The following is a 25,001-nucleotide window of genomic DNA, read 5'->3' on the forward strand; positions in this document are numbered from 1 at the left end:
AATAATGTCATTGTCTCTTGAACACATCAATGATCGGAACCCGGTCTTGTTTATTGCCATTGGGCGACAGCAAGCTGGGAAAACGACCTTTCTGAATACGACCGCGCAATACTTGAAAGAAAGGGGTGGGACGTTTCAGATCTGGAACGCGGATCTTCTGAACAAAACGCATGGTCTCAAGCTCTTTCATGATGAGACGATTGAGGCCCCCTCATTGACGAGGGACGATGTCAAAGCCTGGCTTCAAGGAAAGATCAAGGAACAGGCCAGGGAACGGTTCGATGCGGTCCTCGACTTTGGTTGCGGCGATAAACCTTTAGAGTCCCTGATCGAGGCTGTGCCGGAGATAGCGACTCTTCAGCAACAAGGTATTCGCGTGGTTGTGGCTCATCTCATTGGGCCACGTTTGCATGATGCCAAATATCTCGACGGCTTTAGCCAGCCCAGCACGTTGACGCCTGATGGCACGCTGATCGTCTGCAATGGGGGCGTGGTCCCAGAAAATCGCGACGAAAAATTGGCGTTTCAAGAAATCATGCGCCACGGCGCGATCGAGGCGGCCTTATCGAAGGGTGCCCTCGTGCAACTCTTTCCGCGATTTTCGCTCATGCTGGACGTCACTGAACGGGAACTGACGTTCAACGAGGCCATGAATGGTGTCGAGGGGCAGGATGGCCGTGCCTTTGGTCTCGTTGATCGAGCGCGTGTCGAGAAATGGTGGATCCACCTTGTTCCAGATTTTTTCCAAGAGGTTCCCACTGAATGGCTACCTTCCGTTCAGCGGAACTGAATGCGGTCGTCATCCACAACCCTGCAGGTTTGTTCCGGACAACACGTCGAACCGGACAGAAGAATTCATGGAGCAGATTTATGGTGCAGTCTTACGAACAGAATGGTGAGCGCAAGCCGGTTTTGCTGATTGCCCTTGGACGGCAGAGGGTCGGCAAAACGGTCTTTTTGAATACACTAGCCCAATATCTCAAGCAGAAAGGTGCACGGTTTGAGATATTGAATGCTGATCTTTTGAATAAAACTCACACGCTTACACTCTTCCACAAAGATACGGTCGAGGCGCCTTCCACACATCGTGAAGACATGCAGGCGTGGCTGGTCGCCCAATTCAGGAGGCAGATGGATGAGCGTTTTGATGCGATCCTTGATGTTGGCGGTGGAGACACGCCATTGGAACGGTTGATCGAAGAATACCCGATCGTCTCCGTGCTTCAGGATCATGGCATTCGCCTGGTGATCGCTCAGGTTATTGGGCCGGACATGGCTGATGTCGATTATCTCGAACGGTTCACGGAGCGCAGTACCTTGATGCCAGACGGGATGTTGATCGTGTTCAATGGGGGTTTGGTCTTGACAGGCCGTTCGGCCAATGTTGCGTTCTCTGAAGTTGCAAAACATCAGGCAATCGATACGGCGGTGGATCAAGGTGCAATTATAAAAGTCTTTCCTCGGCTGCCATGCATGCAGGAAGTCACTGATCGGCATTTGACGTTCCTCGAAGTGATGAATGGGGAGAAAGGGAGGGGGAGCCAGGCTTTCTGTCCTTTTGACCAGGCGCGGGTCAATCGCTGGTGGACGGTTGAAGTGCCGGAATTTTTTGGAGGCGTTCCCTCCGAATGGCTTCCCGCCATTCCGGAGAATGGGGCGGCTCCGATGCCTGCGGTCGTGGGGAACGAACCGAAGGCCTCCAAGAAAGAGCGAAAGGACGCACAGAAGCTTGCCGAAGTCGATTCCTCGGAGTCGCTTAATGGCTAAGACAGAAGAGCAAGCCTCGCTTGTTCATCAGCGCGTTCTTCGATTGTCAGAAGAGTTGGATCAAGACCTGGCCGCTATTCAAGCGGCCGGGCGTGAATGGGGCTTGCGCCATGATCATCCCGAAGGGGCGTTTGTGACGGCCATGATGCATGCAATCAAGCGGACGGGCGAGCTGACTGTCGCGGCGGCGAACGATCTGAATACCGTGGCGGAGACCTCTCGCAAGACGGCGCAAGTCGAATTGCAGCGTCTCGGGCTCGCCAATGATCAAGCGCTTCTTCTCGTCGAGCATGCACGGATCGAGCGCGTGAATTTCTCGCAGGATCGGGACGCGCAAGTCGCCAAGATGGTGGCGAAGCTGGGCGAAGACCTGGTGACGGGTGTCCGCGACTGGACCGTCATGCGTGAAAGGGAATTGAATCGCAAATGGGCCTTTAATCGTGCGGTCATTGCGTCGCTGATCGCCGTTTCGATTTTTGTCGGCGGCTATGGAGCGCGGATCTATCAGGAGAAAGGAGTTGGAATGAATGGGGAGCCGTGCAAGGCGTCCTCATTGTACCGGGCGGCGAACGGAGAGATTTGGTGCAAGGTTTCCGGCACGGCGCAATAGGTGCTGTCTGCATTGATCGAGATTGGGCAAAAAAGAGCGTCATTGGATAAGAGGTTCGTTTTTTTCATGAGCAGCAAAGAGCATCGGGCTGTCCTTTCACGACGGAGGTCCGATGTTTTGCGATTTCGAAGATCCAGGGAGCCTGGAAAGATCAAAGGTCCGGAGGACATTGATTTTTATCATTGAGGTTTCGCTGATGGCGCTGGCGATCGGCAGTGTTGTCGGCTTGACCAAAAGTTACGCGGATCCGGCTCTTGCGACCCAGAATGGGTTGCCGCAAGTGCCCCGGGAATATGTGCCGGAAATAGGCGCTCCCGCGATGGTCTATCCGACATCGCCAACGTCCTCGGATGCCAGCTCGACTGGTAATTCCAGTAGCGCTGGCAATTCTAATGGTACGGGAGGAAGCAGCGGAACAAATTGGAATTATCCCGGAACTGGTTCGGGCGTATCAGGTGCGACCGTTGCTCAAAACTATTCGAGCTATAACGGTCAGAGTGTTGGCAGTGGTGAATGTGTGGCACTCGTGCAGGCAACGTCAAACGTTGGCTTGACATCAACGTGGTCGCCAGGCGTTCAGGTTCAGGGCAATACCGATATTGCGGCAGGAACAGTGATCGCGACTTTTGGTAGTAACGGAACTTATACTAATACCTATGGTCAGTCACATGCAGCCATCTATCTCGGACAGAATTCAAGTGGAATTCAAGTCATGGATCAATGGCTTGGACAGGCTGCCCAAACCCGTACAATCCCTTGGACCACACAAAACTCATATGAATCCGGGAGTCAGTTCTATGTTGTTTCGCATTAAAGCTTTGCTGTTGTTGCAAGCGCTATTCTTTTCGCAAACTGCTCTTGCTGGAAGTCTGTGTCAGACTGGGTTGAAAGGTATTACGCTGACTGCTGGAACATACGATCCCCCAGGCATTCTTGCACCGGACAGTCAATTATTAAAGCCTATTGGTCAATGGCCTGAAAATCTCATTGAGCAAGGCTGGCATAATCTGAGGAAAGCGCCTCGTCCATTAGTTTTTACTTGCCGGTATAAGGATGGAAGGGAGGAGACAATCCTGCTTTCTGAAAAAGTGGATGCCTGTTTCTTAAGGGCAGGCTTGAGTTTCAACTGCGAATAGCGCGAGGATCGAAGAGATCACGCAATAGAGGTTTTGTTCTTATCATGAGAGGCAAGGAGCATCGGATCGTCCTTTGACGAAGGAGGTCCGATGTTTTGCTTTATCGAAGATGTAGAGAGTCCGGACAGATCAAGTGGCCGTAGGCCATTGATTTTTCACTTAGAGGTGTCGCTGATGGCGGTGGGGATGGCCGTGGTTGGAATGCCCAAAAGTCATGCGGCGCCAGGGCTAGCGACGCAGAATGGCCTGCCGGAAGTGCCACACGAATATGTGCCGGAAATAGGTGCTCCCGCCTTTGTTTATGACACTGGTCCGGCCAATGGAAACCCCAGCACGCCTGTCAATTCTAGCACTGACAATTCTTCCTACTCCTCTTTGACGGGAAGCACGAACGGCGGTTCCGACAATGGCGGGGCCTCTCTTGATACAATGCTTTCGAAGAGCTGGGGGACTGCCGCGCAAGCCGTGGCACAGGCAATGGGTATCAATCCCTCGGCCCTGGCGGCGACTTGCATGATGGAAAGCGGTTGCTCGAATGCAGGAGCGGCAAGCGGAAGTTCCGCGTCAGGCGCTTTCCAGATGATCAATTCGACTTATACAGCGGATATCAATCAGGCTGTGGCGTCCGGTTTGGTGTCGAATTACAACGTCGATACAAGCCTTGCAGGAAAGATGGATCCTGCGAACGAAGCGATCGCCGCGTCGCAAGATCTGAAAAATGCGGCTACAAGATTGCAAAGTATGGGTATTTCCAACCCAACTGTCCTTGATACCAGAGCAGTTTATCAATTTGGCGCGGGCATTGGACCGTCTGTCGCCAAGGCAGATGCTTCTGCGAATTTAAACGACATTGTTGGGTTAACGGCTCAACAACTTCAAAATAATGGTTTGACCGCTACAACCACAGTAGGGCAGTGGCGAGCAACTGTCGCACAGAAGCTTGGAAACACGGCAAATCAGGTCGTTCTAGCGAGTCAATAATGGAGTGTATACAAATGTATAAGGCAACCTTTTGCTTTATTTCAATAGCCTTCATTTCAACGATAGTTAGCAATGCGATTGCTCTTACAGCAGTCAAGCCAGTGACTGAGCTTAAATGCATGCTGCTAAACTTGCCAGATGAAGTTATCAGGGCTTATGAGGGGCTACCGTCAGAATATGCTGAAGCTAAAGAGAATTCAAAGGAAATAGGGAAAGCGGAGAAATTTGTATTTGTGTATAGAACACAAACGGAAACGAATGGGTTTCTCAAAGTTGTACGTTCAGATTGGACTCAAGGGTGGATTAAGGTTGATCTCTTAAAAGAATATCAAGCTCCGTCACCTCGATCGAAACACTGTATCCCATCTAAAATGTCTGATGGATCTCTTGGATTCCGGCTTGATCCGTGATCTATTCCAATGATGTATGCGTTTCATTATCATTGACAATAAATTCCATACTCTGGCGGTGTACATACAGACATTGCCAGCAGTTTACAGATTTGCTTGCATACAAGCGGAATAGGATATACTAATAGGGATATTCGGATATTTAAAAAGAATATCCTATGCCGTTATTCATCAAGGACGCCTCCGTTGACGAACTAGCAGCGGAACTTGCCCATTTGCTGAGTGTGAATAAAACCGAAGCGGTACGCCTCGCCTTGCGCCAGGCGCTGGACAGAGAGAAGGCCACGGAATCTTTGGCGGAACAGGCCGTTCGCTTTTGCCGCGATCTGCGGGCACGAAGCCATCCGGAAAGAGGCCAGCCTGCTGATAAGGCCTTCTTTGATGAGCTGAATGGTGGGCTTTGATGTTCGTGGATGCTTCTGCTCTTGTGGCCATGCTGACCAACGAAGATGATGCGGCTGATCTTGCCCAACGCCTGTCTCAAACGTCCAAACGCTTGACGACACCAATCGCGATCTTCGAGACCGCTGCGGCAGTCGCTCGGGTCCTGGACCTGCCGTTTGATGAGGCGCGGGAGGCTGTTGAAACTTTCCTCCAGCTTCTCAATGTCCAAGTGCTGGCCTTGCCGCCGAGGGCCAGTACGCTGGCTCTCGAGGCCTTTGAGCGCTACGGCAAAGGGCGTGGCCATCCTGCACAATTGAATATGGGTGCATGTTTCTCTTACGCCTGCGCACGCTATTATCGCATGCCGCTTTTGTATAAATGCGATGATCTCCGGCAGACGGATATAGAACGAGGTTGAGCTAGCCAAGGCTTTGCCGATAGTCTAGATGATCGCCATTCTGGCGCCTGGTTTTTCCTCGACAGTGGCCGAAGCCGAGCCGCAGCGCATTGGTCCTGCGCACAAGAGGAGAAGCCCGTCATGTCGAGACTAGCAATCGCGTTTGTGTTGGCACTAACCGCGACAGCGGCCAACTCGCAAGATACTAAGTCTGGACAATCGTTCACGCCGTCCGTTCCCAGAGAGAATGGAGCACGGCCATTTCTATTTGATGGACGAATGCGTGGTGATGGCGTCCGGCAGGGAGCACTCGCCGACGATCATCATCGCAACGCAGGCGCTATCGTCGTGCAGCCGACAGTAAGCCAGCCCGGGCGTGAATGATGAGTACGCGCCTCCGTTTTATAAGACTGGGAAAATGCCCATCCTTAGTCCTGTTTATCAGTACCGATCATAGTCATGCCGCCCATCATTCGATAATACCTTGAATATTAGAATGATGATCTTGAAGACGCCTTTTATGACAAAGAAATAGAAAAGAAATGCTATGACAAATAGAACAATGAGAGCGATGAATGGCATGTCAGACATGATGAGCATATTGGTTTCCATGACGTAATTCCTAGAATGATCTATTTTATTGATCTGGTTTGTTATGAAAAGCGCCCCATGCGATGACAGGGCGCTAATGTGTTTCAGTAGTTATTGGGGCGGCTCCAGATGAGTTGGAAGTCGGGTTCTCCCTCGACCTCGACGAGATTGCCAAAGATGGGGGCGGGAAAGCTCGGATCATCGAGCTTCAAGGCGAGATAGGCTTCGCCGTTATCCTTGGTGAACTTTTCCCAGGCCGCGCCGATCTCGGCACCGTTGCGAGAGGAACGCACCCGATAGAGCGGGGCCTCCTCGGAAAGTCGCTTATCATTGAGAACGAGTTGGGCCTGGACATTGACCGTCAGGGTCCGAATGCGGCCTTTATAGATCTTGGTGGAAGCGTCGTAAGAGAAAGAACCGATGACTGACATGGGGAAGCTCCTGCGAGTTTGAGATTTGCCCTTTAATATTCGGGGGCCGGCCGTGCCGTGCCCCCTTGCCAGGTGGCGAACCGGGGGGAGGGGAAGGGGCAAGCCTTTTCTGGGGAGGGGTATCACCCACCCTTGGGCGGCGCCCGCGGCGCCGGTTTTTTCGAGCGGAGGAATGAAGGAGCGCGCGCAGCGCCTTCCTTGCGCTCGGGAAAATTGGGGAGACCCCAGAAGGGGCTTGCGGGAAGGGGAGGAAGGAACGTCTTCCCCTTCCCAAACCGGCCATCGCTTGCGATGGCGCGAGGAGGAGAGGACGATCACAAAGGTGATTGTGCCGAAGGAATGTCAGCGCGTAGGCGCTGCCCGACAAGAAGAGGGCTGGATCAGCCACAGGGGATAGGGAGGCTGGCGCGTGAGGCCGGGGCTTTCGTGCGGCGAGGCGCTTTTGCGGGGAGGAACCCGGCCTGTCTCGGCCGGCCGCGACAGGGATCGTTACCTGAAAGGCGAAGACGGTGCGGAGCGCTGGCTTCGGGCGAAGCCTAGAGCCCGGTCTTGCAAAGCAAGAGTCGCCCGAGCGCATTCATTCAGGAAGGACTGGGTGCAGCAGAAATTTGTTTCAGCGAATTGTGAGCCCGAAACGATCGCAGGCGACTGATGAGGGATAGAGATCGATTAAGAAAAGGCTGTTATTTTATTGGATGGATGAAGGTCAATATCTGCAATCTTTTGCGAAGACGCATTGGAATATTTGTGACTTCGGAGCAATATCTTGAATAGACGATATAATTGATTGCAATGAAAGGGATTAATGCGATCAAGAAACCAAATGCGATGATTATGAGCCCGATGATTACGAACGAAATGAAAAAGAATTGGCTGAGTTTAAAAATCCTTTCGAGATGAAGAGGATGGTTCTGATCATAGATGACTTCATTATGAAGTTTTTTGATGAGGCGCGTTTCCAGAGGATCTATATCGTCGCTTCCATAGACGAGACTATCAACGATGGTTTTGCGGTGATGGAGGTAGCGCCGATAAAGGAATTCATCAAAGGAGAGTGTAAAAACGCTCAGTGCGATGAGATAGATCGTTTGAAGCGTATTCATTGACGGACTGCCTTGTTGAAGGTGTTGATCAGGATGCAGCCCGAGTGTGTTGATGATTCATGAGAATAGGAAATCGCGTTTGGCGCGGATTAGGCGATCATGGCGGAAAGGTCGTCCTGCCGGGGTTTATTCCGGCAGAAGGAGCCCTTGCCCTTTCTGGGGGTGATGACTTTCGGGCGTGTGTCGCTGGTGACAGCGACATGGGCGCTGGCGGCGCGCAAGCGCATGGCCTGCGTGGCACGATTGCGTGGGGCACGGATCGTTTTTTTCTTCATGGCTTGATCTCCATAGCTGTATAGCTGGCCTTGCCTCCCGGGCATGAACGTAAGAAAGCGCCTCGCATGACTGCGAGGCGCTTTGGATTGGGTCAGTCCCTTCTGGGGCGGCTCCAGAGGAGTTGCAGCTCGCGCTCGCCTTCGACCTCCACCAGGGAGGCGTAGATCGTGCTCGTGAAGCTTGGATCATCCAGCTGGACCGACAGGTATTCGTTGCCCATGTCCGACGTCTTCATCCAGGCGGCACCGAGTTCGACGCCTTTCGGTGTCACGATGCGGTAGTGAGGGGCATTGTCGTTGGTCCGCATCGGGATGGGAACCAAGGTTGCACGCGTTTGGATGGTAAGCGTGTTGATCCGACCGACAAGGGTGTTGTCCTGGGTGCGGGTGAAAGAGCCAATCGTCGCCATATCCGTTTTTCCTCTATTCTGAGGCCTTGCGTCCATCGCCGCCTCGATGGCGATCAACAAGACCGGGCCGAGATCGTCTTGAACCTGACCGGGCACCAGGCCTTGGCCTGGTCGAGTCAGGCCGGAGCACAGCGGAGGATTGCAGAGCGGCAATCCAACCGGGCGCCAGACGCTTGCGGCTGGCCGAGTTGGGCTTGCTTTCTTGTTCCGCGAGGAGGCCGCAGGCCGGGGAAGAAAGTTGCGCGGCGCTATTGTTGACGAGATTGGTTTGGTCTGATCTGGCCATCTTAAGAGGCGCGGGGACTGCTTGGCCTTTCAGGACAGGGAAAGAGCGGATGGCTGACCGATGGCTTGACCGGCTCCCGAAAACCCTGGGGATCGACGCACCATGGCAAAGAACGCCCAAGCCTTGATGCCCTGAGCGGACAACGTCCGGCTTCCTTCCATGCGTCGATGACCCAAGCAGAGAATAGGGCCTTTGCCTTGTCTCAAGAACGAGGCAGGCAAGCTCAATCCATCAGGCTCTGTGGCCTTGATCCAGCAACGAGACGGATCAGCCAGCCGGTGGCCGGGGTCGGGCGCGCGGCGTTGCTTCTCCCTGCCGCCGAGGGATCGCACCGAGCAAGCGCGTATCCATGCGGGGTGCTTTAGCTGGTGTTCACAGCTGACCGCGACAGGGATCGTTACCGAAGGCGAAGACGGCGTGGAGCTTGCGGAGCGCTGGCTTCGGGCGCAGCCTAGAGCCCGGTCTTGCAAAGCAAGAGTCGCCATGGATTGATAATCAATGCAAGAGCGAGCTGGTTACGTGAAACATTTCGGCTTGAGTTCGCTTCTGGCAATTATTTTATTGTTATTACGATGCTGTATAAGCTTGTATGAAGAGATACTGATCATTGGAATGAGGGATAATAGTACCGGGAACGGGTTGTCAGGGGATGAATTAAAAACTGCGATAAAAGGAAGAATTTCTACTAAGATTGCGATGCATGTGACCGCAACGAAGATTAGTGGCTCACTCAAAATAGATATTTTCATCTTATGTAAACCTCCTGCGAAGTTTTCATTGAAATCATTTGTCTTATCAAGACGATTGAGAAATTTCCTTACTGGTTTCGTCTTCGATGTCGAAATTCAATCCTTCGTAGAGTTCAGCAAGAGGCAACTCGATGCCGATTTCTGGCATCTGGAGGATGGCATCGTCCGAGAGAATTTCGAATGTCCAGGTATCGCCGGCACGGGCATAAATGGTAGCGCCGATGCGGTCCTGTTCAAGCATGATGTAGCGCTGGATGGAGGGTGTGGCCTGATATTCACGGGCCTTGACGATACGATCGGTGCTTGCGGTTGAGGAACTAAGGACTTCGAAGACGATGACGGGATCAGCGATAGTGGTGCGTCTATTCTGGACGGGAGAACAGACGATCATTCCGTCGGGATAGCGGGAGGAATTGTCGGCGACGAGGGCCTTGAGATCGCTGCCGATGAAACGGCAGGGTTTGCCACGAAGACGACCCCCGACAGCTATAGCAAGGTTGGTCTGAATGATGGCATGAGCTTCTGTGCCCCCAGCCATGGCAAAGGGGGCAGAGCCATCGAATTCGTATCGGATGGGCTGCTGTTCTTCCCAAGCGAGGAATTCGGGCAGGGTCATGGGCTTGCGGAGAGGCAGGTTCATGATGGTTATCCTATCACAACGGCAGGCAAAAGGCTTGAACAAAGAGGCTGGGGTCATCCCCAGCCGATATGGGTGGCGCCGGCTTCACGGCTTTCGTTGAGGAAATCGGAGAGATCTTCGAGGCGGCGCTCGATGTAGCCTTCGGATCGTCCGCAATCGATGACCATGGCGTGGCCAGGCTCCTGGTGTGCCGTCGTTGGGATTTCTGGCGAGCGATAGTCGAGGCGTTTACGCCTTGCGACGGTGACGAGAGCGCGGAAGGCTTCGATCGGCCAAGGTGCGGAGGAACAGGAATCCTCGATACCGAGGGTATTGAGGAGATCGGTGCCGTTGGCGCTAGATAGACAGAGTTCGATATCGTCGGGCAAATCGACGAAGTGAAATGCATTGTCTTTTTGATGAAAGGCATTGAATGAAATGGACATAAGATTGGTCTCCGTGGAATGATTGTTCGAATACGAGGCTGGGAAGATACCCAGCCTCGGGGATGTGTGTCAGTACCGGCCATAGTCACGGCGCCTATCATTCGATAATGCCTTGACTATAGAACCGATGATTTTGAAGATGCCTATTAAGACCATGAAATAGAAAAGGAAAAAGAGGACAAAGATAACAATGAGAGCGATGAATGGCGAATCGAGCATGATGAGGATGTTGGCGTCCATTGTGTAAATCCTGTGATGTTTGGCAGGGTTTGAACTCAATTGTCAGGAGAGGCGGGAGCTTTCGCTCCCGCCTTTGGATGTCAGCGGCGCTGGAAGGCATCCATTTGCGCCTGGGTCGAGCGGTGTTCGACGCGTTGTGTGGCCTCGGCGCGGGGAGCGTAGGGCTTCCAGTCCTGGCCGGTGATGTGGCGGTAGGCATCGACGGCGCCATGAGCGGCCGCCATCAGGGCGTAGGCCTGGGAGGCCATTTCAGCGGCGAATTGCCGGGCACGTTCCTGCTTGTTCTCGAAACCTGCCACGCCGTCGCGATCTTCGTCTCGGTCATCGTTCCCAAAGCCGCTGCTGAGCCGGGCGGCCTCGGTAGCCTTGTTGCTGTAGAAATTGGCGGCACCCCAGGCGGATGCGACATAGGCGCCGGTGATGCGCTCGAGGTGCATTTGCAAAGCCTTTTCGCTGAGAACCTTGCAGAGGGCGTCGTTCTCACCCATCAGATTGAGCTGCACCGTGTCGCGGATCTTCTCATAATCGACGTCTTCAAGAGCGAAAGCGGCTGCGATCTTCACCATCATCGAATGCGTGGGGGCGACCTGCTGCACCATCTCGAAAGTGGTGGGCTTGCGCTTCTTTTCGGGCTTTTGTCCGAGAGTGGCGTTTGCGTCGTCGATGCTCTTGAAGGCCATGATCTTGTCTCCTGTCACTGCTGTTTCGAGGCCGCGTTCCTCAGCGCCTCGATGGCGATCGAAGAGACAGGGGCGGGTTCGCCTTGCACCCGACCGGGGACCGGCCGCAGGCGGGTCGAGTCGGGCCGGAGCGTAGCGGAGGATGGCAGAGCGCAACTCAACCGGGTGCCAGCCGTTTACGGCTGGCCGAGTTGGGCTGGCTTTCTTGTTCCGCGAGGAGGCCGTTTACGGCCGGGGAAGAAAGTTGCGCGCCGCCATTGCCAGGCGGTTCCGCTTCTGTCTGATCTGCCATCTTTGAGAGGCGCGAGAACGGCGGCCGGGAACGCCAGAGATGACAGGTTGATCGTGGAGCGCGCTTTGAGAGCGCCGGCAACCGCCTTCGGATCGAGCCCTGAAAGCGCGAGCTCTTTCAGATCCGTGCGTGAGCTACCTTCATCCAAGCCGGGAAAAAGCGTGCAACAGCCTTTTGAAGACGAAGGGAAGCCCCCGTCACGAGCTCAGCTCCGAGAGAGAAGGGGAACCGCCTGGCTTCTCGGAAAGGCTGATACTTCTCGGCGGGCGCCCAGCCGCTTCCGTCCCGCCTGCCCTTACAGCAGAGAAACAGGGCCTGCCGTCCGCTCCAAGAGACTTTGCCGATGAGTGATGGATCCATCGGGGTGGGGCATCGAGAACAAGCGAGCACTGCAAAGCGCTGAAAGGCCGTCGCAGCCCGGCCTTTGACGCTCATGCGCAAGAGATACAGTGTCCGGGCTCGAGACTGGATGCTCTTCCGACAAAACGAGAGACAGCACGCGCATGCCTGCACATGCCCGCGCATGCATGCCATTCTCAACGCTCATGCTGAAAGGCGGGAAGAAAGCCCGTCCTGTGATGATGGGAAGCTGTGCCACAATTCACGCGGCGCATGAAATACTATAATAATCAACATGTTATGCTTGCATATCTGAGGCGCTTCGGTTATGGTAAGGCTATCGCTGAAGGATGGAGGCTGCGATGCGCGTCGAATATTTGCCCGGCACTGACAATGTCATCCGGTTTCCAGTCGAAAGGGATGAACGGCCAGGCCTGGCGCTGTTACGCGAAATCGCACCGGATCCGCGCGAGGTTTTCTATGCAGCCGAAGCCTTCAAGATCGCGCCGCCTCTTCATGGCCTTCGCGGTGAAATGGATCGGGAGACGGCCGACTACATTCTGAATCAAGTGGATGATCAGCCTGGACCACGCCGACAGCGAGAGCTCGATGGTCTCCTGGCGCCTCTGGTCGCCAAAGCCGTCAAACTGTGCCAGGCCCATGATAGGACGAGCGAGGAAATCGATCAGGCCTATGACCATTACGACAAAGCGCGGGGCAAGAACGATCAGGCCAGTCAGCTTTGGATGAATGTCTTTGAAGCCAAGATCGTGGCCGCGACGCATTTGCTGATCGAAGCCTATGAAGCTTCCGAACGTGCGGAGGGCGCGGCGCGGGCGGTGGCCTATGCCATGCGTGGTGAGCCTTGGGAGCCTTTCGATGTTCACAAGGCCATGGAAAAATTGTGCTCTCTTCACATTGAGTCCAAACTCGGCCAGTAAGGCTGGCAAGTGGACCCTGGCTTTATGAGAAAGCCGCGGCGCTGATGTTTCAGCCCGTGGCTTTCGTTTCGGGCGGCATCTTCCCCTCGGCGGTGCATTGCTTCTTTTCGGGAGAAGCATCTTTTTCGAATTCAGCCATGCAATCTTCGAGAAATTGCGTGGTCGAATGGCATTTGATTTCATCAGCGGTGATGAAGCTCGCCATGCCGCCAAATCCATCGGAGCGCATTTTGGAACAGGTCCAGCCGGTCACGACGGTAATGTAATCGAGAGATTTTGATCGTTTGACGATATCCTGCAGAATGTATTCATAGGAATAGTCGCTCATGTCGAGCTCGGTGGGATCGGTTTCTCCGACTGGACGGTTTTCGAGGAGCCATGTGCGCAGGCTGCTAAAGCCATCGTCTTTGATCGCCAGAAGACGTTCATAGTCTTCAGGTTCGATGGTAATAAGATCTTGTGGGCTTTCTTCGTGAAAAAGATAGAAGCCATTGCCGTCTTCTTCATACTGGAAGATTTCGAGAAGGACGGTTTTTTCGAGCTCCGTCATATCGGCTTCGGGGATGGTCTGCTGGATGACGGTAGGCGAGGAATAGTCAGCCATGAGGGCCTCCAGAAATGCAAAAACCCGGCTTTGGCCGGGCTTTGAATGAATTGCGGGCGGTCAGAAACATTCTGGTGAGCGGCGCTGTGGTCGCAATAGGCGTAGATGGTTTACCTTTCTAGCGATCAGGCAACCCGTGCCCAAGCGACGGGATAGGCAACGCCGTCTTCGCCGCTATCGGGCTTCAAGGGGTAATATTGCGCCCATGGCACGGTGTTGTGCCGGGCTTCCGTGAAGTTGATGTCTCCATCGTCGAGCTTGAGGAGAATGGTGACATTGTTCGGGCAGTTTTCCATATCATCGTGCCAAGTGATGTCGCTCATGGGCTTTATCCTTATGATTGGTTGATGACTTCGGTCGAAAGGCATGATCGTGATCAATCACGTTGATCATCCTCTTCTTCGTCATCATCTTGATCCGCCAGCCTTGCATGGCAGGCAGGTTCGTATTCGAGCGTGCAGACAATCTTGTTTTCACAGTGAGGGCAGGTGATGGTGCCCTCACCGACATCGCCGAGATCGGTGTAGCATGCGGGGCAGGTCCAACGGCTATCATGGTTGGGATTGCTGCAATGATCAGACAGAGGCTCTTTTGGCATAACGGTCTCCTTTCAAGTTCAATCAGATGAGTCCAAGAGCTAGGAGCCAAGAAGGTGAGCCATCAGGACCATGGCCATCTGGTTCGACCTCGTGGCCGGTCGGGGTTTCACACTGGCCGTCGGACAGCCATTCCTCGAGTTGTTCCATGGAGGGTAATTCTTGGACGTCCAAGGCCCAGGCGGGCCTGTTCGCCATCTCTTGTTTTCTATTATTGAGCCATTCCTCGATAAGTACGTTTTCTTTTTTGCGGCGAAGGACTTTCCAATCGTCGTCTTCGAGCCTGTGCAGGAGTTGAACTCCTTCCTGCGCGATGACGATCATTCCGCGATATTTTGGACTGAAATACCGTTTTACCTCCGTGTATTGATCGAGTGTGGACATGTGTATGTCTCCAAAAATGCAAAAACCCGGCTTGCGCCAGGTCGTGAAGGGAAGGACAGAGCTGAGAAGTGGGAAGTTTCAGAGCCGGTAGGCCGCGACCATTTCCTGCGCGCGCTCATGGTGCTCGAGCATGATCCTGTAGAAGGTTCTCCGATCAGGCCGGAGCTGAGGATCCTTCAGCGATTTGGGATCAAGCTTCTTGATGGCAGCGCGCACGACCGTCTGCCAACTGGCATCGACGGGGAGGTTCAAGCGGTTGTAAGTTCCAAACATGGCGAAGTTTCCTTTTTTGAGGAGAGGGATTTGGGCTTGCGGAAGGGAAGACGGGGCAGATCGGGATAGTGGGTTGGTCCCTTGGTCAGGCCTTCGTCATCGTGCAGGATCAAGGTGTGGACGAGGGTCGTGCGTCGGCGTCCCGTCCGTAGGGAACGGATCAGCGCGGTGTCGGATCGTCGGGAGACGTAGCGGTTTTCCCAATAGCCGGTCAGCGGATCCTTGATGGCGGCGCCCATCAAACCGTTGAAGAAGCCTTCGACAATCCAGGGTTCTCTGCATTCGGCTTTGCCGCGAAAGCGATCACGCCACCAGCATGTGGGTTGGATATAATAGATCGAGCCAATGGCGATGGTGCCAACACGCAGGGGATTGTCGCCGCCTTGGCAGCGTTGAGCGTAATATTGACGGATCATTCAGGCCTCCGGGTCGATTTCGTAGAGTTCGTTGCCGTCATCATCGAGGAGCATGCAGAACAGACGTGTCCGGATGATATTGTCCGGCTCGATATGTTGAGACTGGCCATCGGGCAGGACGACATGGTTTGAGTCTTTTTCGCGGGCCTCGGCATGAGCGGTGAGGAGGACAGAGGCCGCGTCTCCTGGCGTTTTGGCCTCGACGATGAATTCTCCGGTATCGCCTTCGATCAATTCCTCGACGAGGCGCAGGCGGTAGAGGGTCATGGGGAGTCTCCCTAAAGAAGAGGGGGTGGGCTGATCAGGCGGCTTCCTCGCCATAGTCATCTTCGGCGTGGCCGAATGCGTCGTCTTCCATGCCAGCAGGTTCATGCTCTGGCATTTCGGCATCGGCGCCGTTGACGTCCCCTTCGGCCTCCGGATCGGTCTCATCGTCGTAGGTTTCGGCCGGTCGCGTGATTTTGGCGATTTGCTCATCGTTCAGGGCGAAGTGGGCAAGCGGATGAATGTAGGGGGCTTCGCCGATCTGGCCGAGAACAGCGGTGCGGGTGTCCTTGACGCGATCGCGGGGCAGGACGCCGAGATCGGAGCCGGCTTTTTCGAGGGCCGGCCGGGAGAGGCATTTGAGGAAATCTTCGCTGCCCATCGAGGGCAGATGGGCGTCGGCGCCGATGGCATCGCCAGCGAGCTGCGCGGGGAGCCCACTGCTATTCCAGCCTGTCTTGCAGGTGAGAACATGGGCGAGCATGGTTCGGGCTGTCTGACGCAGGGTTTCGGGATCTTGCGTGAGATGGCCACCCTGGATGATCGGGCCGACGAGGGTTTTGAAAGTGCCGTAAGGCTGACCAGTCTTGACATCGACGTTCTGAGCACTGAAGGCCAGGACAAGCAGGCCGATGAGCTGCGTGTCGTCGATCGGGTTTTCGGCCAGGGCTTTGTGCAGGGCCTCGGTGCGGAAATCACCGATCATGTCCCAGCCTTTGCTGGTCAGGTCAGGCTTGGTCTTTGCGGGGATAGGCGTTGCATCATCGGCATGAGTTTCGGCTTTTTTGCCGTTTTGGTTCTTGACCGGAGCGGGCATCCGGTAAGGCTGCTCATGAATACGGCCACTGCTTTGATCGATGGCAAAGGCAATGAAATCCTTCTTGCCCGGCTTCGTCCAGATGCGTTCGGCTTTGGGCGGCAGTTTCATTTGGCCATAATCGCCCATTTCGACGATCATGCCGTTTTTCGGCAGGTTTTTCTCAAGCCAGGCCTGTTGAGCGGCAAGGAAGGCTTCGCGATCGTTCGTGAAACGATTGTCTTCGTCGGCGGGACCGAAGAGATCATCTTGCCAGGCGAGGCCGAAGGCGCGGGCGTCTTCATCTGAAAACCGGGCATCGGTCGCGAGAAACTTGGTTTTTTGAAGAGCGGCAGCGATTTGATTCCAAAACGCTTGCTGGCCCTTTTTCGGCTTTTTGGCTTTCCAGACGGAGGCCTGATCGTCCAGTGAGGCAAGCGCGATGACTTTCAACTCACTTTCCTTGGGCATATCGCCATGACCCATATGGTCGAGCATCGGCGGATGGACTTGTCCAAGCAAGCGTAGACATTTGACATCACGAACGGTCATTGCAAGCCCGTGAGCGATGGCCTGCTCGGTCCAGTTGTTCTTGGCTAAGGCTTCGATGGCGCGCCATGTGTCGATGAGCGACATGGGTGCCCGCACGGCGTTCTCCATATAGGCGCGCATGGCGTCGAGATCGTCGTCTTTTTCGGTGACGAGCACTTTGATCGTGGCAAGATCGGCGGCGATGGAGCAAAGCGTGCGGCGTTTGCCGACTTTGACGAAGAGACCAGCATCGTTCTCGTAAACGATCGGTGGCTGTAGAAGACCGACAATGCGGATGCTGGCGATGAGTTGAGCGTCTTCACATTCGTCGGCCGCGATCCTACGGGGATTGTCGGAATCGAATTTCAGGATGCGGGGATCGACTTCGCGCAGTTCCATGTTCGTCATGTCTCAATCCTTTCCTTTTCTGGATTCTGCCCTCCCTTCCGCGCTTTTGCCGGGACCCCGGCACCCATGCGGGCGAGCCCGCCTGCCTTGCGCGGGACGCGGGGCGCTTGCGCCTTGCGGCCAAGCGAGGCCGGTGGCGCGTAGGCCGCGTTGGACCGAAGGGATGGCGGGGACCGGCCAAAGCGATCCGCCTTCTCTCTCTTCATTTTTCGGGGGGAGGAGCGATCAAAGCAGGGGGGTGAGGAGGACCCGGTAGGCGCGGATCATCGCCGCTAATTGGGGATCATCCTGGGTGCGCTGTTCTATAGTGCGCACGGCATGCAGGATCGTCGTATGATCGCGTCTGCCCATGGCCTGACCGATCTGTGGCAGGGATAAGGGCGTCAGCATCCGGGCGAGATAGCAGGTAATTTGCCGGGGTTCTACGATACGCGCCTTGCGTGAGCTGGATTTGAGATCGTCGATGGTTACGTCATGGATCTGTGTAACGAGCCTGAGGATCGTCTGTATCCTGGGCTGCTTTGATCGAGGCTTGAAGAGATCAGGGGCCGGAGGCTGAGCCAGCGAGCACGGATGGAGAAAGAACGAGGACCGGATCGGGAGTTCGGGAAGGTAGAAGGCAGGAGCGGGGGAGTGTTTTGCTTTGATCGCACTTGGCGGCGGTGGAATTTCCTCTGCTTTCTCCGTAGTTTTCGAAGAACGCTGAGCAGCGGCGAGAAACCGCCATGAATTTCCTTGCGGCGCTGCATGAGGGTGGATCGATAGTCCTCTGTTGAATCGTCACAATTGATGAGCATGAGTGTGACTCCATTATGTCGTGCATGTGTGAGAGGCTCGTTGGGGCTCAGGAAAAGAGATCGAAGAGTGTCGTTTGCTGGGGCGGGGCGGGTGTTGAAACCGGGATGGGCGCCGGCACGATGGGCGTGGAGGCGGAGGGTTTCGAAGGCAGGGGATCTGGCTCGTATTTGGCCTTGAGCCGCGCGAGCATGGCTTTTTCGCGGGTCTCTGTTTCGATTGTGAGCGTGCGCTTATGCCAGTCGAGAAGGCCGCTCTGCGCGATCCGGTGAACGACGACGCGTTCGAGATCGCTGAATGTATGCGCTGGATCGCCCCAGCAAGGGTAGCCGAGCGTTTGCTGTAAAAACTCGATCTTGTCGGCGGTGCTCGTGAAAAAGGTTTCGTAGAAACCATGCACATTGTAATGCGCAATGTGCCCGAAACAATTGGAGAGCCTTTGATAGAAGGGCTTCTTGAATTTCTCCTTGGGGCAATCCTCCGCCAGGAAGCGGAGAAGTGCATTGCCAAAGGCGGCCTTGTCGGCGGGGCTGTCCCATTGTGTGGGCTGGAACAGATCAGCCTCGAGCGCCGGCAGGCGCAAGGCTTTGGCGATCGCCGCGGGGATCATTGGAGGGTTCTCCGGGCAAAAAGTGGCTCGCATTTCAGAAGGCGTTTGAATAAGTTCATGATTTGTTCCTTCATAGAAAAGGCGGGAGGCCAAGGAGGGATTAGGCGGCGCAGAGGTATTGGCTCCAGCCGATGTCTTCTTCCTCGGCCTTTTCGGCAGGGGTCAGTTGAAGCAGGGCCTCGAGCTCGGCGAGGTCCTGGTGCTTGTCGTCGAGATCGGCCTGATGCGCGAAGGTTTCGCCAAGGCGGGCGCGATAGCCAGGCAGGCGGTGTTCGGCCTCGGCGGCTTTTGCCTGCCATGAGCGCAATTCGCCGTCGAAGCTCGAGAGGGCATGTTCGAGACGGGCGATGACGCCGAGCGGAGTCAGATCGCCGGTGAGATCGATTTCGACGTCATCGGCTTCGCGCAGGAGCGCGCCATCGAGCCGGTAGTCACCGATCTTGTAGAAACGCAAGCCGATCGAGACGTTGAAACCGCCAATTCGGGCCAGTGTCCAATGGCCGTTCGAGCCTGCCGCGATCTTTTCCGCCATGGCTTTGAGCAAGGCGCCACCGGCATCCTTGCGTTCCCGATAGGGCCGGTCTCGGACCTGCATTTCGAAAAGATCGCCCTTGGTCGCGCGCCGCGTGGCGAGATCGTTTTGCAGGGCGGTGATCTGTTTTTTCGCACGTTCGAGCGTCTTTTCGTTCCGTGTTATTTCGTGGCGGACGGCGATCTGGTCATCGAAATGCGCGTTGGCGAGGCGTTCAAGACGCGCGACCTCGGCTTCGAGCCCGGCCTTGCGCATCAGGCGTTCATCGCCAGACGCCAGAGCCTTGGCGAAGGCGAATTGATCGACCGTGGAGCCGACATCCTCGATACGGCGGATGCTTCTGTCGCCGGACATGGCCATGTCGATGAAGCGGGCCTTGCGTTCGAGGAGCTGCCAGCCGGTGGCGTCGACGCTGCCCTTGGCGACATAGGCGAAGAGGCGGATTTCTGCATTCTGGTTGCCCTGGCGCTCGATGCGGCCTTCGCGCTGTTCGATATCGGATGGCAGCCAAGGCACATCGAGATGATGGAGGGCGATCAGGCGCTGCTGGGCATTGACGCCGGTGCCCATCGTCTGCGTCGAGCCGATGAGAAAGCGGACCTTGCCAGCATTCACATCGTTGAACAGGCGCTGTTTTGCAGAGGACTTCTTATAGTCCTGCATGAAGGCGATTTCGCTCGCCGGCACGCCGCGCGCGATGAGCTGGTCGCGGATCCAGGTATAGGCGGAAAAGCCTCGCTTGGCCGCGGCGTTGGGCGTGCCGAGATCGGAGAAGATCATCTGCGCGGCGCCCGGTAGCGGCCAGGGCGTGCCGTCTGGCTGGCGATAGGTCCAGTCCTTCGTCTCCAGCCAGATCGCAAAGGCATTATCGATCAGCTTGTTGAGCTTGTTGCCGGGTTCGCCGTACTTCAGTCCGACAAAACGCAGATCGATCGCCGCGTGCCGGCCATCGGTGATGACAGAGAGGAGGATGTCATCGCCCTTCTGCGGCTTGCTGTGCCGGTCCTCGATCGTCTTGATGCGGCGGGCGAGATAGTTCTGATAGGCCTTGAAGGCGGAGCTTGCCTCGCTGGTGATGATTTCGCGGCGGCCGCCACGGATCGCCGGCAGTTTCAAATGCTTGCGCAGATCGCTTTTCAGGACGACATCGGCGATCGTGCGATAGATCGCCATCAGGTCTGCGACATTGACGAATTCGGAAAAGCGCGTGACCGGTTTGTATTGGCCGGAGGGCTGCAATTCGAGCTCGGTGCGCGTCTCCCCGAAATTGGCCGCCCAGGCGTCGAATTCGCTGACGCGGCGTTCGGCCAGGGCTTCCGGCTGCATGTAGCGCTGGAGCGTATACATCTCGCCGAGCGTGTTGGTGATCGGCGTGCCTGACGCCATGATCAATTCGCGGCCGGCATTGATGGTCTCGATGTAGCGCGCCTTCGCATAGAGGTCCCAGGCACGCTGCGAGCCTTTGGGATCGACGCCTTTCAGCGAGCTCATATTGGTCGGAAAGGACAGTTTGCGGAATTCCTGGGCCTCGTCGACGATGATCTGATCGACGCCGATCTCGCCGATGGTCAGGAGATCGTCCTTGGTGCTCTGCAATTCCTTCAGCTGTTTTTCGAAGCATTCTTTGCGGTCTTCGATCCGCTTGCGGGTGATGCGCTCGCTTTTATCGACGGATTCCAGCAGGCTTTGGTAAGTGTTGATCTGGTCCTCGATCAGGCGTTGTTCGAAGGCGGCGGGGGCCGCGATGAGCTTGAACGCGGAATGGGTGATGATAATCGCGTCCCAATGGCCGGTCGCGGCGCGGGCGAGAAAACGTTGGCGCTTGTCCTTCGTGAAATTGGTCTCGTCGGCGACGAGGATCTGGGCCGTTGGATAAAGCAGCAGGAATTCGCGGGCGGCCTGCGCCAGGCAATGGCCGGGCACCGCATACATCGCCTTGGTGATGAGGCCGAGGCGTTTCTGCTCCATGATGGCGGCCGCCATGGAGAAGGTTTTGCCCGCGCCGACCGCATGCGCGATATAGGTCTTGCCCGCGCTGATGATGCGCCAGATGACGCGTTTCTGATGGAAGTGGAAATTGATGACCGAGCTGGCACCGGGCAGGCGCAGATGCGACCCGTCGAAATGGCGCGGCACCAGATTGTTGAACGTGTCGTTGTAGAGGCGGCAGAGGCGCTCCGCGCGCTCCGTGTCGGTCCAGACCCAGGCGCTGAAGGCGTCGCGGATCTTGGCGAGTTTTTCCCGCGCGGCCTCGGTCTCGACAGCGTTGACCACTTCGGTTTTGCGCCCATCTTCGGTGATGATGTCTTTGATTTCGGGAATGCGGGCGTTGAGCGCATCACTCAGAAGCTCGCCGGCAGGCGCGCGTTCCGTGCCCCAGACCGAAGTCGCGGCGGCCTGGCCTTGGAACGGGCTTTCATCGATCGTCCAGATCGCCAGTTCCGGTATGTGATGAATCGTTGTTTCGATCTCCATCGTCTCGCGGATGAACCGGACGATGTCACTGACGGGGATCCAGGATGCGCCAAGGCGCACAGTGATGTCGGAGGGTTTGAGGTCAGCGGGCTGGACGGCCTCGAGCGCCTGGACGTTGGCACGGTAACGGAAATCCGTCTCGGCGTGTGTCTTGGCCTCAACGAGCTTCCTGCGGACATTGCCGGAGAGATAGGCATCGGCGCTCTGCCAGACGTCGAGACCCGGCACGGTGCTCGGGATGCGGTAGATCTGCCCGCGCAGGGCTTCGATAACCTGGTCCTCGCTTTGCCCCAGAAGCTCGCCGATCGTCGGCAGGTCGATCGTGCCGCGCTCGTGCAGGCAGACCGCCAGCGCATCGGCGGCGCTTTGAACCATGGGTTCGACAGGCGGATGGAGGACACGCTCGGTAAAGATCGGACCTTGCTTGGCCTCACCCGTCTCGATCGAATAATTTTCGATCGAGGAGACCAGCCAGACATCGGGATCATCGAGGAAAGGTTGCAGATTGGGCCTGCGCTGCGTCTCGCGGATGGCGCCCGTTTTCGGATCGGTGGTTTCCGTGACATTCGTCAGGTTGATCGGCTTGAACTGGCGCACGAAGGCCTGATAGGCGGCGCGCAGGCGGCTTTGGGCCACGCCCCAAGGCTGATCGGCTTCCTGGGCACGCAGAACGGCGCGGACGGCGTCGCGGACAGGGATCAATGCCCGGATGATCCGCGCATGTTTGGCGAAAATGCCTTCCTTGTTGGTCGCGCTGCGGATCGCGACCTTGCGGGGCTCGCCGTCGATGATCTGGTGCAGTTCGTCATCAAGGAGGAGATAGCTGCCTTCCTTGATCGTGGCGCCTTCGGCGGCCGTGCCGACGACCACGCGCGGTTTCGGTGATGAGGGGCGTTCCTGGCTGGCCTCGGTGGCCTGGACGAGATTTTGGGGCAGGGTGTCGATCAGCGCGTCGAAGCGATCGAACAAGTCTCCATCGGCCGGCATACAGCCATAGGTTGGCCCGTATTGCGAAGAGACGCGGGCATGGCGGCCAAGGACATGCTCGGGGTGCGCAAGGTAATATTCGTTGATGGAGAGAGCCGCTTCGCCATCCTCGACCGGGAGCACTTCGGCGAGATTTTTCCAGGTGATGCCATTCGGTTCCTGGCCGGTCAGGCGTTTGTGGAAGAACAGGACATCAAGGATGACGTCGGTGCCGGCCGATTCCGCCATGGCGCCGCGCGGAAGGCGGAAGGCGGCGACGAGATCGGCGCTTTGGGCGATGGCATCGCGGGCCATGGTGCTCGTCTTGTCGAGCGTATAGCGGCTGGTGACGAAGGCGGCGAGCGAACCAGGCTTCAGCCGGTCGATCGAGCGCGCGATGAAATAATCATGCAGCGACAAATTGAGCTTGCCGGTCGCATCATCGCCATGGACCGTGCGGTCCGAGAAGGGTGGATTGCCGATGGCAAGATCATAGCTGTCGGGAAGTTTGGCCTTGGTGAAATCCTCATTGCGGATCCAGGCATTGGGGAACAACTGGCCGGTGATCCGCGCGGTGACCGGGTCCATTTCGATGCCGGTCAGACTGACCTTCTGGCGCAGCTTTTCAGGCATGAGGGCGAAGAACAGGCCGGTGCCACAGCCGGGTTCCAAAACCTTGCCGCCGGCAAAGCCGAGGTGGCGCACGCCTTTCCAGAGGGCGGAGACAAGCCGTTCGGGCGTGTAATGGGCATATTGCGTCACGCGTTTGAGGCTGGCCAGTTCGGTTTGCGTGACGAGTTGCTCGAGGTCTTCAGTCAGCGTTTCCCAACCAGGAACGAGCGGGCTGTCGAGGCGGCGAAAGATCTTGTCGGCGACTTCGCCCGCGCCGAAGGCGGTGAAACGGGCAAGGATCGCCTGTTCCTCGGGAGAGGCATTGCGGCCTTCTTCCGCAAGCTTCTGCGACAGCGCGATGGCTTTCAGATTGTCGGCGGCGCGGGCTTTCCAGCCCTTGGCGAGGCCGCGATCGCCCTCGAGACGGAAATCGCGGGCGGGAAAAGGCTCGGTTTCATGGGCAAGGGGAGATATTTCGCTTGGGACAGGCGTTGCGCTGGCGGGCGTCTTGACGGTTGGCCGGGCCGTGAAGGCGGGCGAGAGAGCGGTCGTGTCGAACAGGGAAAGTTGGAAGGAATCTTTGCGGGAACGGGCCATGGGGTCCTCAAGACGAGCGCCTTCCACGGCTGGCCTTGCGGCCGTCCGGGAGGGCAGGGACAAAGGAAGGGGGAGGCGAGCGCGCTTAGAACGGCTCGATGGTTTCGAGCGGGAGCAGGTGGAGACGGACCTTGGTCTCGCGGCCTATCAGGTCGATCGCGACCCGCGCGTAATCCGTGAAAGGTTCGCCGCAGCGTTTGATGATCGTGCCGATGCGTTCCTCGATCCAAGGCTCGAAGGTGCGGGGGTCATGGACGATCCGCACACGCTGGCCGGGAGCGCACCAATTGGCGGCGCGTCCCTCGAGCTCGGCGCGTAGGCGGTCGGCGCGGTCGCGCCATTGCCGGATGGTTTCGCCCGGCTGCGGATCGCGCCAGGACCAGGTGCCGAGGTATTGAGGGGCAGGCGGGAGAGGAAGCGGGAGGATGTCCCGCTTGTGGCTTTGGCCCCGGTCAAGGGGTTTCTTGACGGCGCTCATGGTTCACCAGAAGCCATGGACAGTGAAGATGGCCATCTGTTCGCGGCGGTCGATCAGATCCAGGGCGTCGCGATGGAGCTGGGAATATTTGCGGGCCTCATCGACGACATGCTTCCAGGCGTCGCGATCTTCGCGAAAGGGCGAGGTCCCGCGTGTCGTTTGAATCTGGATCTTGGCATCGCCATCGGCGTAATGGCCTTCCGCGATCAGATCCCAGCCTTCACGGCGGGCGGCTTCATGATTGAAGTGTTGAAACAGGCTTGAGAGCTTTGCCTCTGGCGGAGAGGATGTCGGTTGTTCGGGATTGGGCTGAGCCACGCGCTCTTTCATGGGATCTCCTTTCTTCTTTTCCGAAGACCCCTTTCCGCGACCACAAGCTGGAGGGTGGGCTGCAAAAGCGGCGCTTGCGCCGGGATCGCGCGGGCCCAGCGCAGCGGCCTGCGTGACCCACCTTTTGCGGCCGGCACCCGCTTGTGGTTTTTCTCTTCCCTCCCTTTTCTTTCTTGGATTTCGGCCCAAAAAAAACCGGCCTGGGCGGCCGGTTCGTCAGCATTGGCACTTGGGTATGGCCCGCCAT

General features: G+C 56.6%; 30 protein-coding genes. 11 read left to right on the forward strand and 19 right to left on the reverse strand.

Translation table 11 applies throughout. The annotated features are described in order from the left end of the window. The first annotated feature begins 4 nt into the window (after nucleotides 1-4). From BIND_RS18820 to BIND_RS18855, 9 genes are all read left to right on the forward strand, one after another. Nucleotides 5-790, forward strand: coding sequence for a hypothetical protein (locus tag BIND_RS18820; RefSeq protein WP_012382865.1), 786 nt, complete (start codon nucleotides 5-7; stop codon nucleotides 788-790). Further along, complete coding sequence (locus tag BIND_RS18825; RefSeq protein ID WP_012382866.1) at nucleotides 763-1,767, forward strand: P-loop NTPase family protein; 1,005 nt, start codon at nucleotides 763-765, stop codon at nucleotides 1,765-1,767. Before BIND_RS18820 ends, BIND_RS18825 begins: the two co-directional genes overlap by 28 nt. Beyond that, nucleotides 1,760-2,377, forward strand: coding sequence for a hypothetical protein (locus BIND_RS18830; protein WP_012382867.1), 618 nt, complete (start codon nucleotides 1,760-1,762; stop codon nucleotides 2,375-2,377). The genes BIND_RS18825 and BIND_RS18830 overlap by 8 nt, the downstream gene beginning before the upstream one ends. Before the next feature lie 169 nt (nucleotides 2,378-2,546). Beyond that, the gene (locus BIND_RS20905; protein WP_244396048.1) at nucleotides 2,547-3,191 is read left to right on the forward strand and encodes a BPSL0067 family protein; all 645 of its coding nucleotides are present in this window, start codon (nucleotides 2,547-2,549) and stop codon (nucleotides 3,189-3,191) included. After that, nucleotides 3,175-3,513 (forward strand): hypothetical protein, encoded by a 339-nt coding sequence (locus tag BIND_RS20910; RefSeq protein WP_012382869.1) that lies wholly within the window; start codon nucleotides 3,175-3,177, stop codon nucleotides 3,511-3,513. The genes BIND_RS20905 and BIND_RS20910 overlap by 17 nt, the downstream gene beginning before the upstream one ends. Nucleotides 3,514-3,603: 90 nt before the next feature. Next, entirely contained in the window at nucleotides 3,604-4,494 is an 891-nt protein-coding gene (locus BIND_RS18840; protein ID WP_012382870.1) for a hypothetical protein, read from the forward strand. 14 nt (nucleotides 4,495-4,508) lie between these two features. Continuing rightward, a complete protein-coding gene (locus tag BIND_RS18845; RefSeq protein WP_012382871.1) occupies nucleotides 4,509-4,904 on the forward strand; it encodes a hypothetical protein in 396 nt (131 codons plus the stop codon). Between the two features lie 158 nt (nucleotides 4,905-5,062). Continuing rightward, the gene (locus BIND_RS18850; RefSeq protein WP_012382872.1) at nucleotides 5,063-5,308 is read left to right on the forward strand and encodes a type II toxin-antitoxin system VapB family antitoxin; all 246 of its coding nucleotides are present in this window, start codon (nucleotides 5,063-5,065) and stop codon (nucleotides 5,306-5,308) included. Continuing rightward, nucleotides 5,308-5,706, forward strand: coding sequence for a type II toxin-antitoxin system VapC family toxin (locus tag BIND_RS18855; RefSeq protein WP_012382873.1), 399 nt, complete (start codon nucleotides 5,308-5,310; stop codon nucleotides 5,704-5,706). The genes BIND_RS18850 and BIND_RS18855 overlap by 1 nt, the downstream gene beginning before the upstream one ends. A gap of 674 nt (nucleotides 5,707-6,380) precedes the next feature. On the opposite strand, the gene BIND_RS18860 is transcribed toward BIND_RS18855, so the two are convergent. Further along, nucleotides 6,381-6,707, reverse strand: coding sequence for a DUF736 domain-containing protein (locus tag BIND_RS18860; protein ID WP_012382876.1), 327 nt, complete (start codon nucleotides 6,705-6,707; stop codon nucleotides 6,381-6,383). Between the two features lie 869 nt (nucleotides 6,708-7,576). Here BIND_RS18860 and BIND_RS21495 point away from each other — a divergent pair. After that, a complete protein-coding gene (locus BIND_RS21495) occupies nucleotides 7,577-7,813 on the forward strand; it encodes a hypothetical protein (RefSeq protein ID WP_148210825.1) in 237 nt (78 codons plus the stop codon). A gap of 86 nt (nucleotides 7,814-7,899) precedes the next feature. Here BIND_RS21495 and BIND_RS18870 read toward each other — a convergent pair whose 3' ends face one another. The 5 genes from BIND_RS18870 to BIND_RS18890 form a co-directional block, all read right to left on the reverse strand. Beyond that, nucleotides 7,900-8,085, reverse strand: coding sequence for a hypothetical protein (locus BIND_RS18870; RefSeq protein WP_012382879.1), 186 nt, complete (start codon nucleotides 8,083-8,085; stop codon nucleotides 7,900-7,902). 92 nt (nucleotides 8,086-8,177) lie between these two features. Beyond that, a complete protein-coding gene (locus BIND_RS18875) occupies nucleotides 8,178-8,591 on the reverse strand; it encodes a DUF736 domain-containing protein (RefSeq protein ID WP_341872327.1) in 414 nt (137 codons plus the stop codon). Between the two features lie 985 nt (nucleotides 8,592-9,576). Next, nucleotides 9,577-10,170, reverse strand: a complete 594-nt coding sequence (locus BIND_RS18880) for a Uma2 family endonuclease (RefSeq protein ID WP_012382882.1) — start codon at nucleotides 10,168-10,170, stop codon at nucleotides 9,577-9,579. A gap of 53 nt (nucleotides 10,171-10,223) precedes the next feature. Next, entirely contained in the window at nucleotides 10,224-10,595 is a 372-nt protein-coding gene (locus BIND_RS18885; protein ID WP_012382883.1) for a hypothetical protein, read from the reverse strand. Nucleotides 10,596-10,915: 320 nt separating this feature from the next. Continuing rightward, a complete protein-coding gene (locus BIND_RS18890) occupies nucleotides 10,916-11,515 on the reverse strand; it encodes a hypothetical protein (protein ID WP_012382885.1) in 600 nt (199 codons plus the stop codon). A gap of 993 nt (nucleotides 11,516-12,508) precedes the next feature. Here BIND_RS18890 and BIND_RS18900 point away from each other — a divergent pair. After that, nucleotides 12,509-13,087: a hypothetical protein gene (locus tag BIND_RS18900; RefSeq protein ID WP_012382886.1), complete on the forward strand. Its 579-nt coding sequence runs from the start codon at nucleotides 12,509-12,511 to the stop codon at nucleotides 13,085-13,087. Between the two features lie 49 nt (nucleotides 13,088-13,136). Here the strand turns inward: BIND_RS18900 and BIND_RS18905 are convergent, their stop codons facing one another. The 13 genes from BIND_RS18905 to BIND_RS18965 all read right to left on the reverse strand — a co-directional run bounded on the left by BIND_RS18905 (nucleotide 13,137) and on the right by BIND_RS18965 (nucleotide 24,754). Then, a complete protein-coding gene (locus BIND_RS18905; RefSeq protein ID WP_012382887.1) occupies nucleotides 13,137-13,691 on the reverse strand; it encodes a hypothetical protein in 555 nt (184 codons plus the stop codon). A 125-nt stretch (nucleotides 13,692-13,816) separates the two neighbouring features. Next, complete coding sequence (locus BIND_RS18910) at nucleotides 13,817-14,014, reverse strand: hypothetical protein (RefSeq protein WP_012382888.1); 198 nt, start codon at nucleotides 14,012-14,014, stop codon at nucleotides 13,817-13,819. Between the two features lie 53 nt (nucleotides 14,015-14,067). After that, nucleotides 14,068-14,289, reverse strand: coding sequence for a hypothetical protein (locus BIND_RS18915; RefSeq protein WP_012382889.1), 222 nt, complete (start codon nucleotides 14,287-14,289; stop codon nucleotides 14,068-14,070). A 22-nt stretch (nucleotides 14,290-14,311) separates the two neighbouring features. Further along, on the reverse strand, nucleotides 14,312-14,671 hold the full coding sequence (locus BIND_RS18920) for a hypothetical protein (RefSeq protein WP_012382890.1): 360 nt from the start codon (nucleotides 14,669-14,671) through the stop codon (nucleotides 14,312-14,314). A gap of 78 nt (nucleotides 14,672-14,749) precedes the next feature. Then, nucleotides 14,750-14,944 (reverse strand): hypothetical protein, encoded by a 195-nt coding sequence (locus BIND_RS18925; protein ID WP_012382891.1) that lies wholly within the window; start codon nucleotides 14,942-14,944, stop codon nucleotides 14,750-14,752. Beyond that, nucleotides 14,920-15,360: a hypothetical protein gene (locus BIND_RS18930; protein WP_012382892.1), complete on the reverse strand. Its 441-nt coding sequence runs from the start codon at nucleotides 15,358-15,360 to the stop codon at nucleotides 14,920-14,922. The genes BIND_RS18925 and BIND_RS18930 overlap by 25 nt, the downstream gene beginning before the upstream one ends. Next, entirely contained in the window at nucleotides 15,361-15,627 is a 267-nt protein-coding gene (locus BIND_RS18935) for a hypothetical protein (RefSeq protein WP_012382893.1), read from the reverse strand. Nucleotides 15,628-15,661: 34 nt separating this feature from the next. Then, nucleotides 15,662-17,359: a ParB N-terminal domain-containing protein gene (locus BIND_RS18940; RefSeq protein ID WP_012382894.1), complete on the reverse strand. Its 1,698-nt coding sequence runs from the start codon at nucleotides 17,357-17,359 to the stop codon at nucleotides 15,662-15,664. A gap of 225 nt (nucleotides 17,360-17,584) precedes the next feature. Beyond that, the gene (locus BIND_RS22290) at nucleotides 17,585-18,118 is read right to left on the reverse strand and encodes a helix-turn-helix domain-containing protein (protein WP_081433838.1); all 534 of its coding nucleotides are present in this window, start codon (nucleotides 18,116-18,118) and stop codon (nucleotides 17,585-17,587) included. 85 nt (nucleotides 18,119-18,203) lie between these two features. After that, complete coding sequence (locus BIND_RS18950; RefSeq protein ID WP_012382895.1) at nucleotides 18,204-18,764, reverse strand: hypothetical protein; 561 nt, start codon at nucleotides 18,762-18,764, stop codon at nucleotides 18,204-18,206. A 100-nt stretch (nucleotides 18,765-18,864) separates the two neighbouring features. Continuing rightward, nucleotides 18,865-23,946: a helicase-related protein gene (locus tag BIND_RS18955; RefSeq protein WP_012382896.1), complete on the reverse strand. Its 5,082-nt coding sequence runs from the start codon at nucleotides 23,944-23,946 to the stop codon at nucleotides 18,865-18,867. A gap of 85 nt (nucleotides 23,947-24,031) precedes the next feature. Continuing rightward, nucleotides 24,032-24,424 (reverse strand): hypothetical protein, encoded by a 393-nt coding sequence (locus tag BIND_RS18960; RefSeq protein WP_012382897.1) that lies wholly within the window; start codon nucleotides 24,422-24,424, stop codon nucleotides 24,032-24,034. A 3-nt stretch (nucleotides 24,425-24,427) separates the two neighbouring features. Next, nucleotides 24,428-24,754 carry a hypothetical protein gene (locus tag BIND_RS18965; protein ID WP_012382898.1) on the reverse strand — a complete coding sequence of 109 codons (327 nt, stop codon included), beginning with the start codon at nucleotides 24,752-24,754 and terminating at the stop codon, nucleotides 24,428-24,430. Nucleotides 24,755-25,001 lie beyond the last annotated feature (247 nt).

Source organism: Beijerinckia indica subsp. indica ATCC 9039, assembly GCF_000019845.1.
Lineage (GTDB): Bacteria > Pseudomonadota > Alphaproteobacteria > Rhizobiales > Beijerinckiaceae > Beijerinckia > Beijerinckia indica.

Coding starts and splice junctions, on each gene's coding strand:
- BIND_RS18820 (WP_012382865.1), top strand. CDS start 5: ATGTCATTGTCTCTTGAACACATCAATGATCGGAACCCGGTCTTGTTT.
- BIND_RS18825 (WP_012382866.1), top strand. CDS start 763: ATGGCTACCTTCCGTTCAGCGGAACTGAATGCGGTCGTCATCCACAAC.
- BIND_RS18830 (WP_012382867.1), top strand. CDS start 1,760: ATGGCTAAGACAGAAGAGCAAGCCTCGCTTGTTCATCAGCGCGTTCTT.
- BIND_RS20910 (WP_012382869.1), top strand. CDS start 3,175: ATGTTGTTTCGCATTAAAGCTTTGCTGTTGTTGCAAGCGCTATTCTTT.
- BIND_RS18840 (WP_012382870.1), top strand. CDS start 3,604: ATGTTTTGCTTTATCGAAGATGTAGAGAGTCCGGACAGATCAAGTGGC.
- BIND_RS18845 (WP_012382871.1), top strand. CDS start 4,509: ATGTATAAGGCAACCTTTTGCTTTATTTCAATAGCCTTCATTTCAACG.
- BIND_RS18850 (WP_012382872.1), top strand. CDS start 5,063: ATGCCGTTATTCATCAAGGACGCCTCCGTTGACGAACTAGCAGCGGAA.
- BIND_RS18855 (WP_012382873.1), top strand. CDS start 5,308: ATGTTCGTGGATGCTTCTGCTCTTGTGGCCATGCTGACCAACGAAGAT.
- BIND_RS18860 (WP_012382876.1), bottom strand. CDS start 6,707: ATGTCAGTCATCGGTTCTTTCTCTTACGACGCTTCCACCAAGATCTAT.
- BIND_RS18870 (WP_012382879.1), bottom strand. CDS start 8,085: ATGAAGAAAAAAACGATCCGTGCCCCACGCAATCGTGCCACGCAGGCC.
- BIND_RS18880 (WP_012382882.1), bottom strand. CDS start 10,170: ATGAACCTGCCTCTCCGCAAGCCCATGACCCTGCCCGAATTCCTCGCT.
- BIND_RS18885 (WP_012382883.1), bottom strand. CDS start 10,595: ATGTCCATTTCATTCAATGCCTTTCATCAAAAAGACAATGCATTTCAC.
- BIND_RS18890 (WP_012382885.1), bottom strand. CDS start 11,515: ATGGCCTTCAAGAGCATCGACGACGCAAACGCCACTCTCGGACAAAAG.
- BIND_RS18900 (WP_012382886.1), top strand. CDS start 12,509: ATGCGCGTCGAATATTTGCCCGGCACTGACAATGTCATCCGGTTTCCA.
- BIND_RS18905 (WP_012382887.1), bottom strand. CDS start 13,691: ATGGCTGACTATTCCTCGCCTACCGTCATCCAGCAGACCATCCCCGAA.
- BIND_RS18910 (WP_012382888.1), bottom strand. CDS start 14,014: ATGAGCGACATCACTTGGCACGATGATATGGAAAACTGCCCGAACAAT.
- BIND_RS18915 (WP_012382889.1), bottom strand. CDS start 14,289: ATGCCAAAAGAGCCTCTGTCTGATCATTGCAGCAATCCCAACCATGAT.
- BIND_RS18920 (WP_012382890.1), bottom strand. CDS start 14,671: ATGTCCACACTCGATCAATACACGGAGGTAAAACGGTATTTCAGTCCA.
- BIND_RS18925 (WP_012382891.1), bottom strand. CDS start 14,944: ATGTTTGGAACTTACAACCGCTTGAACCTCCCCGTCGATGCCAGTTGG.
- BIND_RS18930 (WP_012382892.1), bottom strand. CDS start 15,360: ATGATCCGTCAATATTACGCTCAACGCTGCCAAGGCGGCGACAATCCC.
- BIND_RS18935 (WP_012382893.1), bottom strand. CDS start 15,627: ATGACCCTCTACCGCCTGCGCCTCGTCGAGGAATTGATCGAAGGCGAT.
- BIND_RS18940 (WP_012382894.1), bottom strand. CDS start 17,359: ATGACGAACATGGAACTGCGCGAAGTCGATCCCCGCATCCTGAAATTC.
- BIND_RS18950 (WP_012382895.1), bottom strand. CDS start 18,764: ATGATCCCCGCGGCGATCGCCAAAGCCTTGCGCCTGCCGGCGCTCGAG.
- BIND_RS18955 (WP_012382896.1), bottom strand. CDS start 23,946: ATGGCCCGTTCCCGCAAAGATTCCTTCCAACTTTCCCTGTTCGACACG.
- BIND_RS18960 (WP_012382897.1), bottom strand. CDS start 24,424: ATGAGCGCCGTCAAGAAACCCCTTGACCGGGGCCAAAGCCACAAGCGG.
- BIND_RS18965 (WP_012382898.1), bottom strand. CDS start 24,754: ATGAAAGAGCGCGTGGCTCAGCCCAATCCCGAACAACCGACATCCTCT.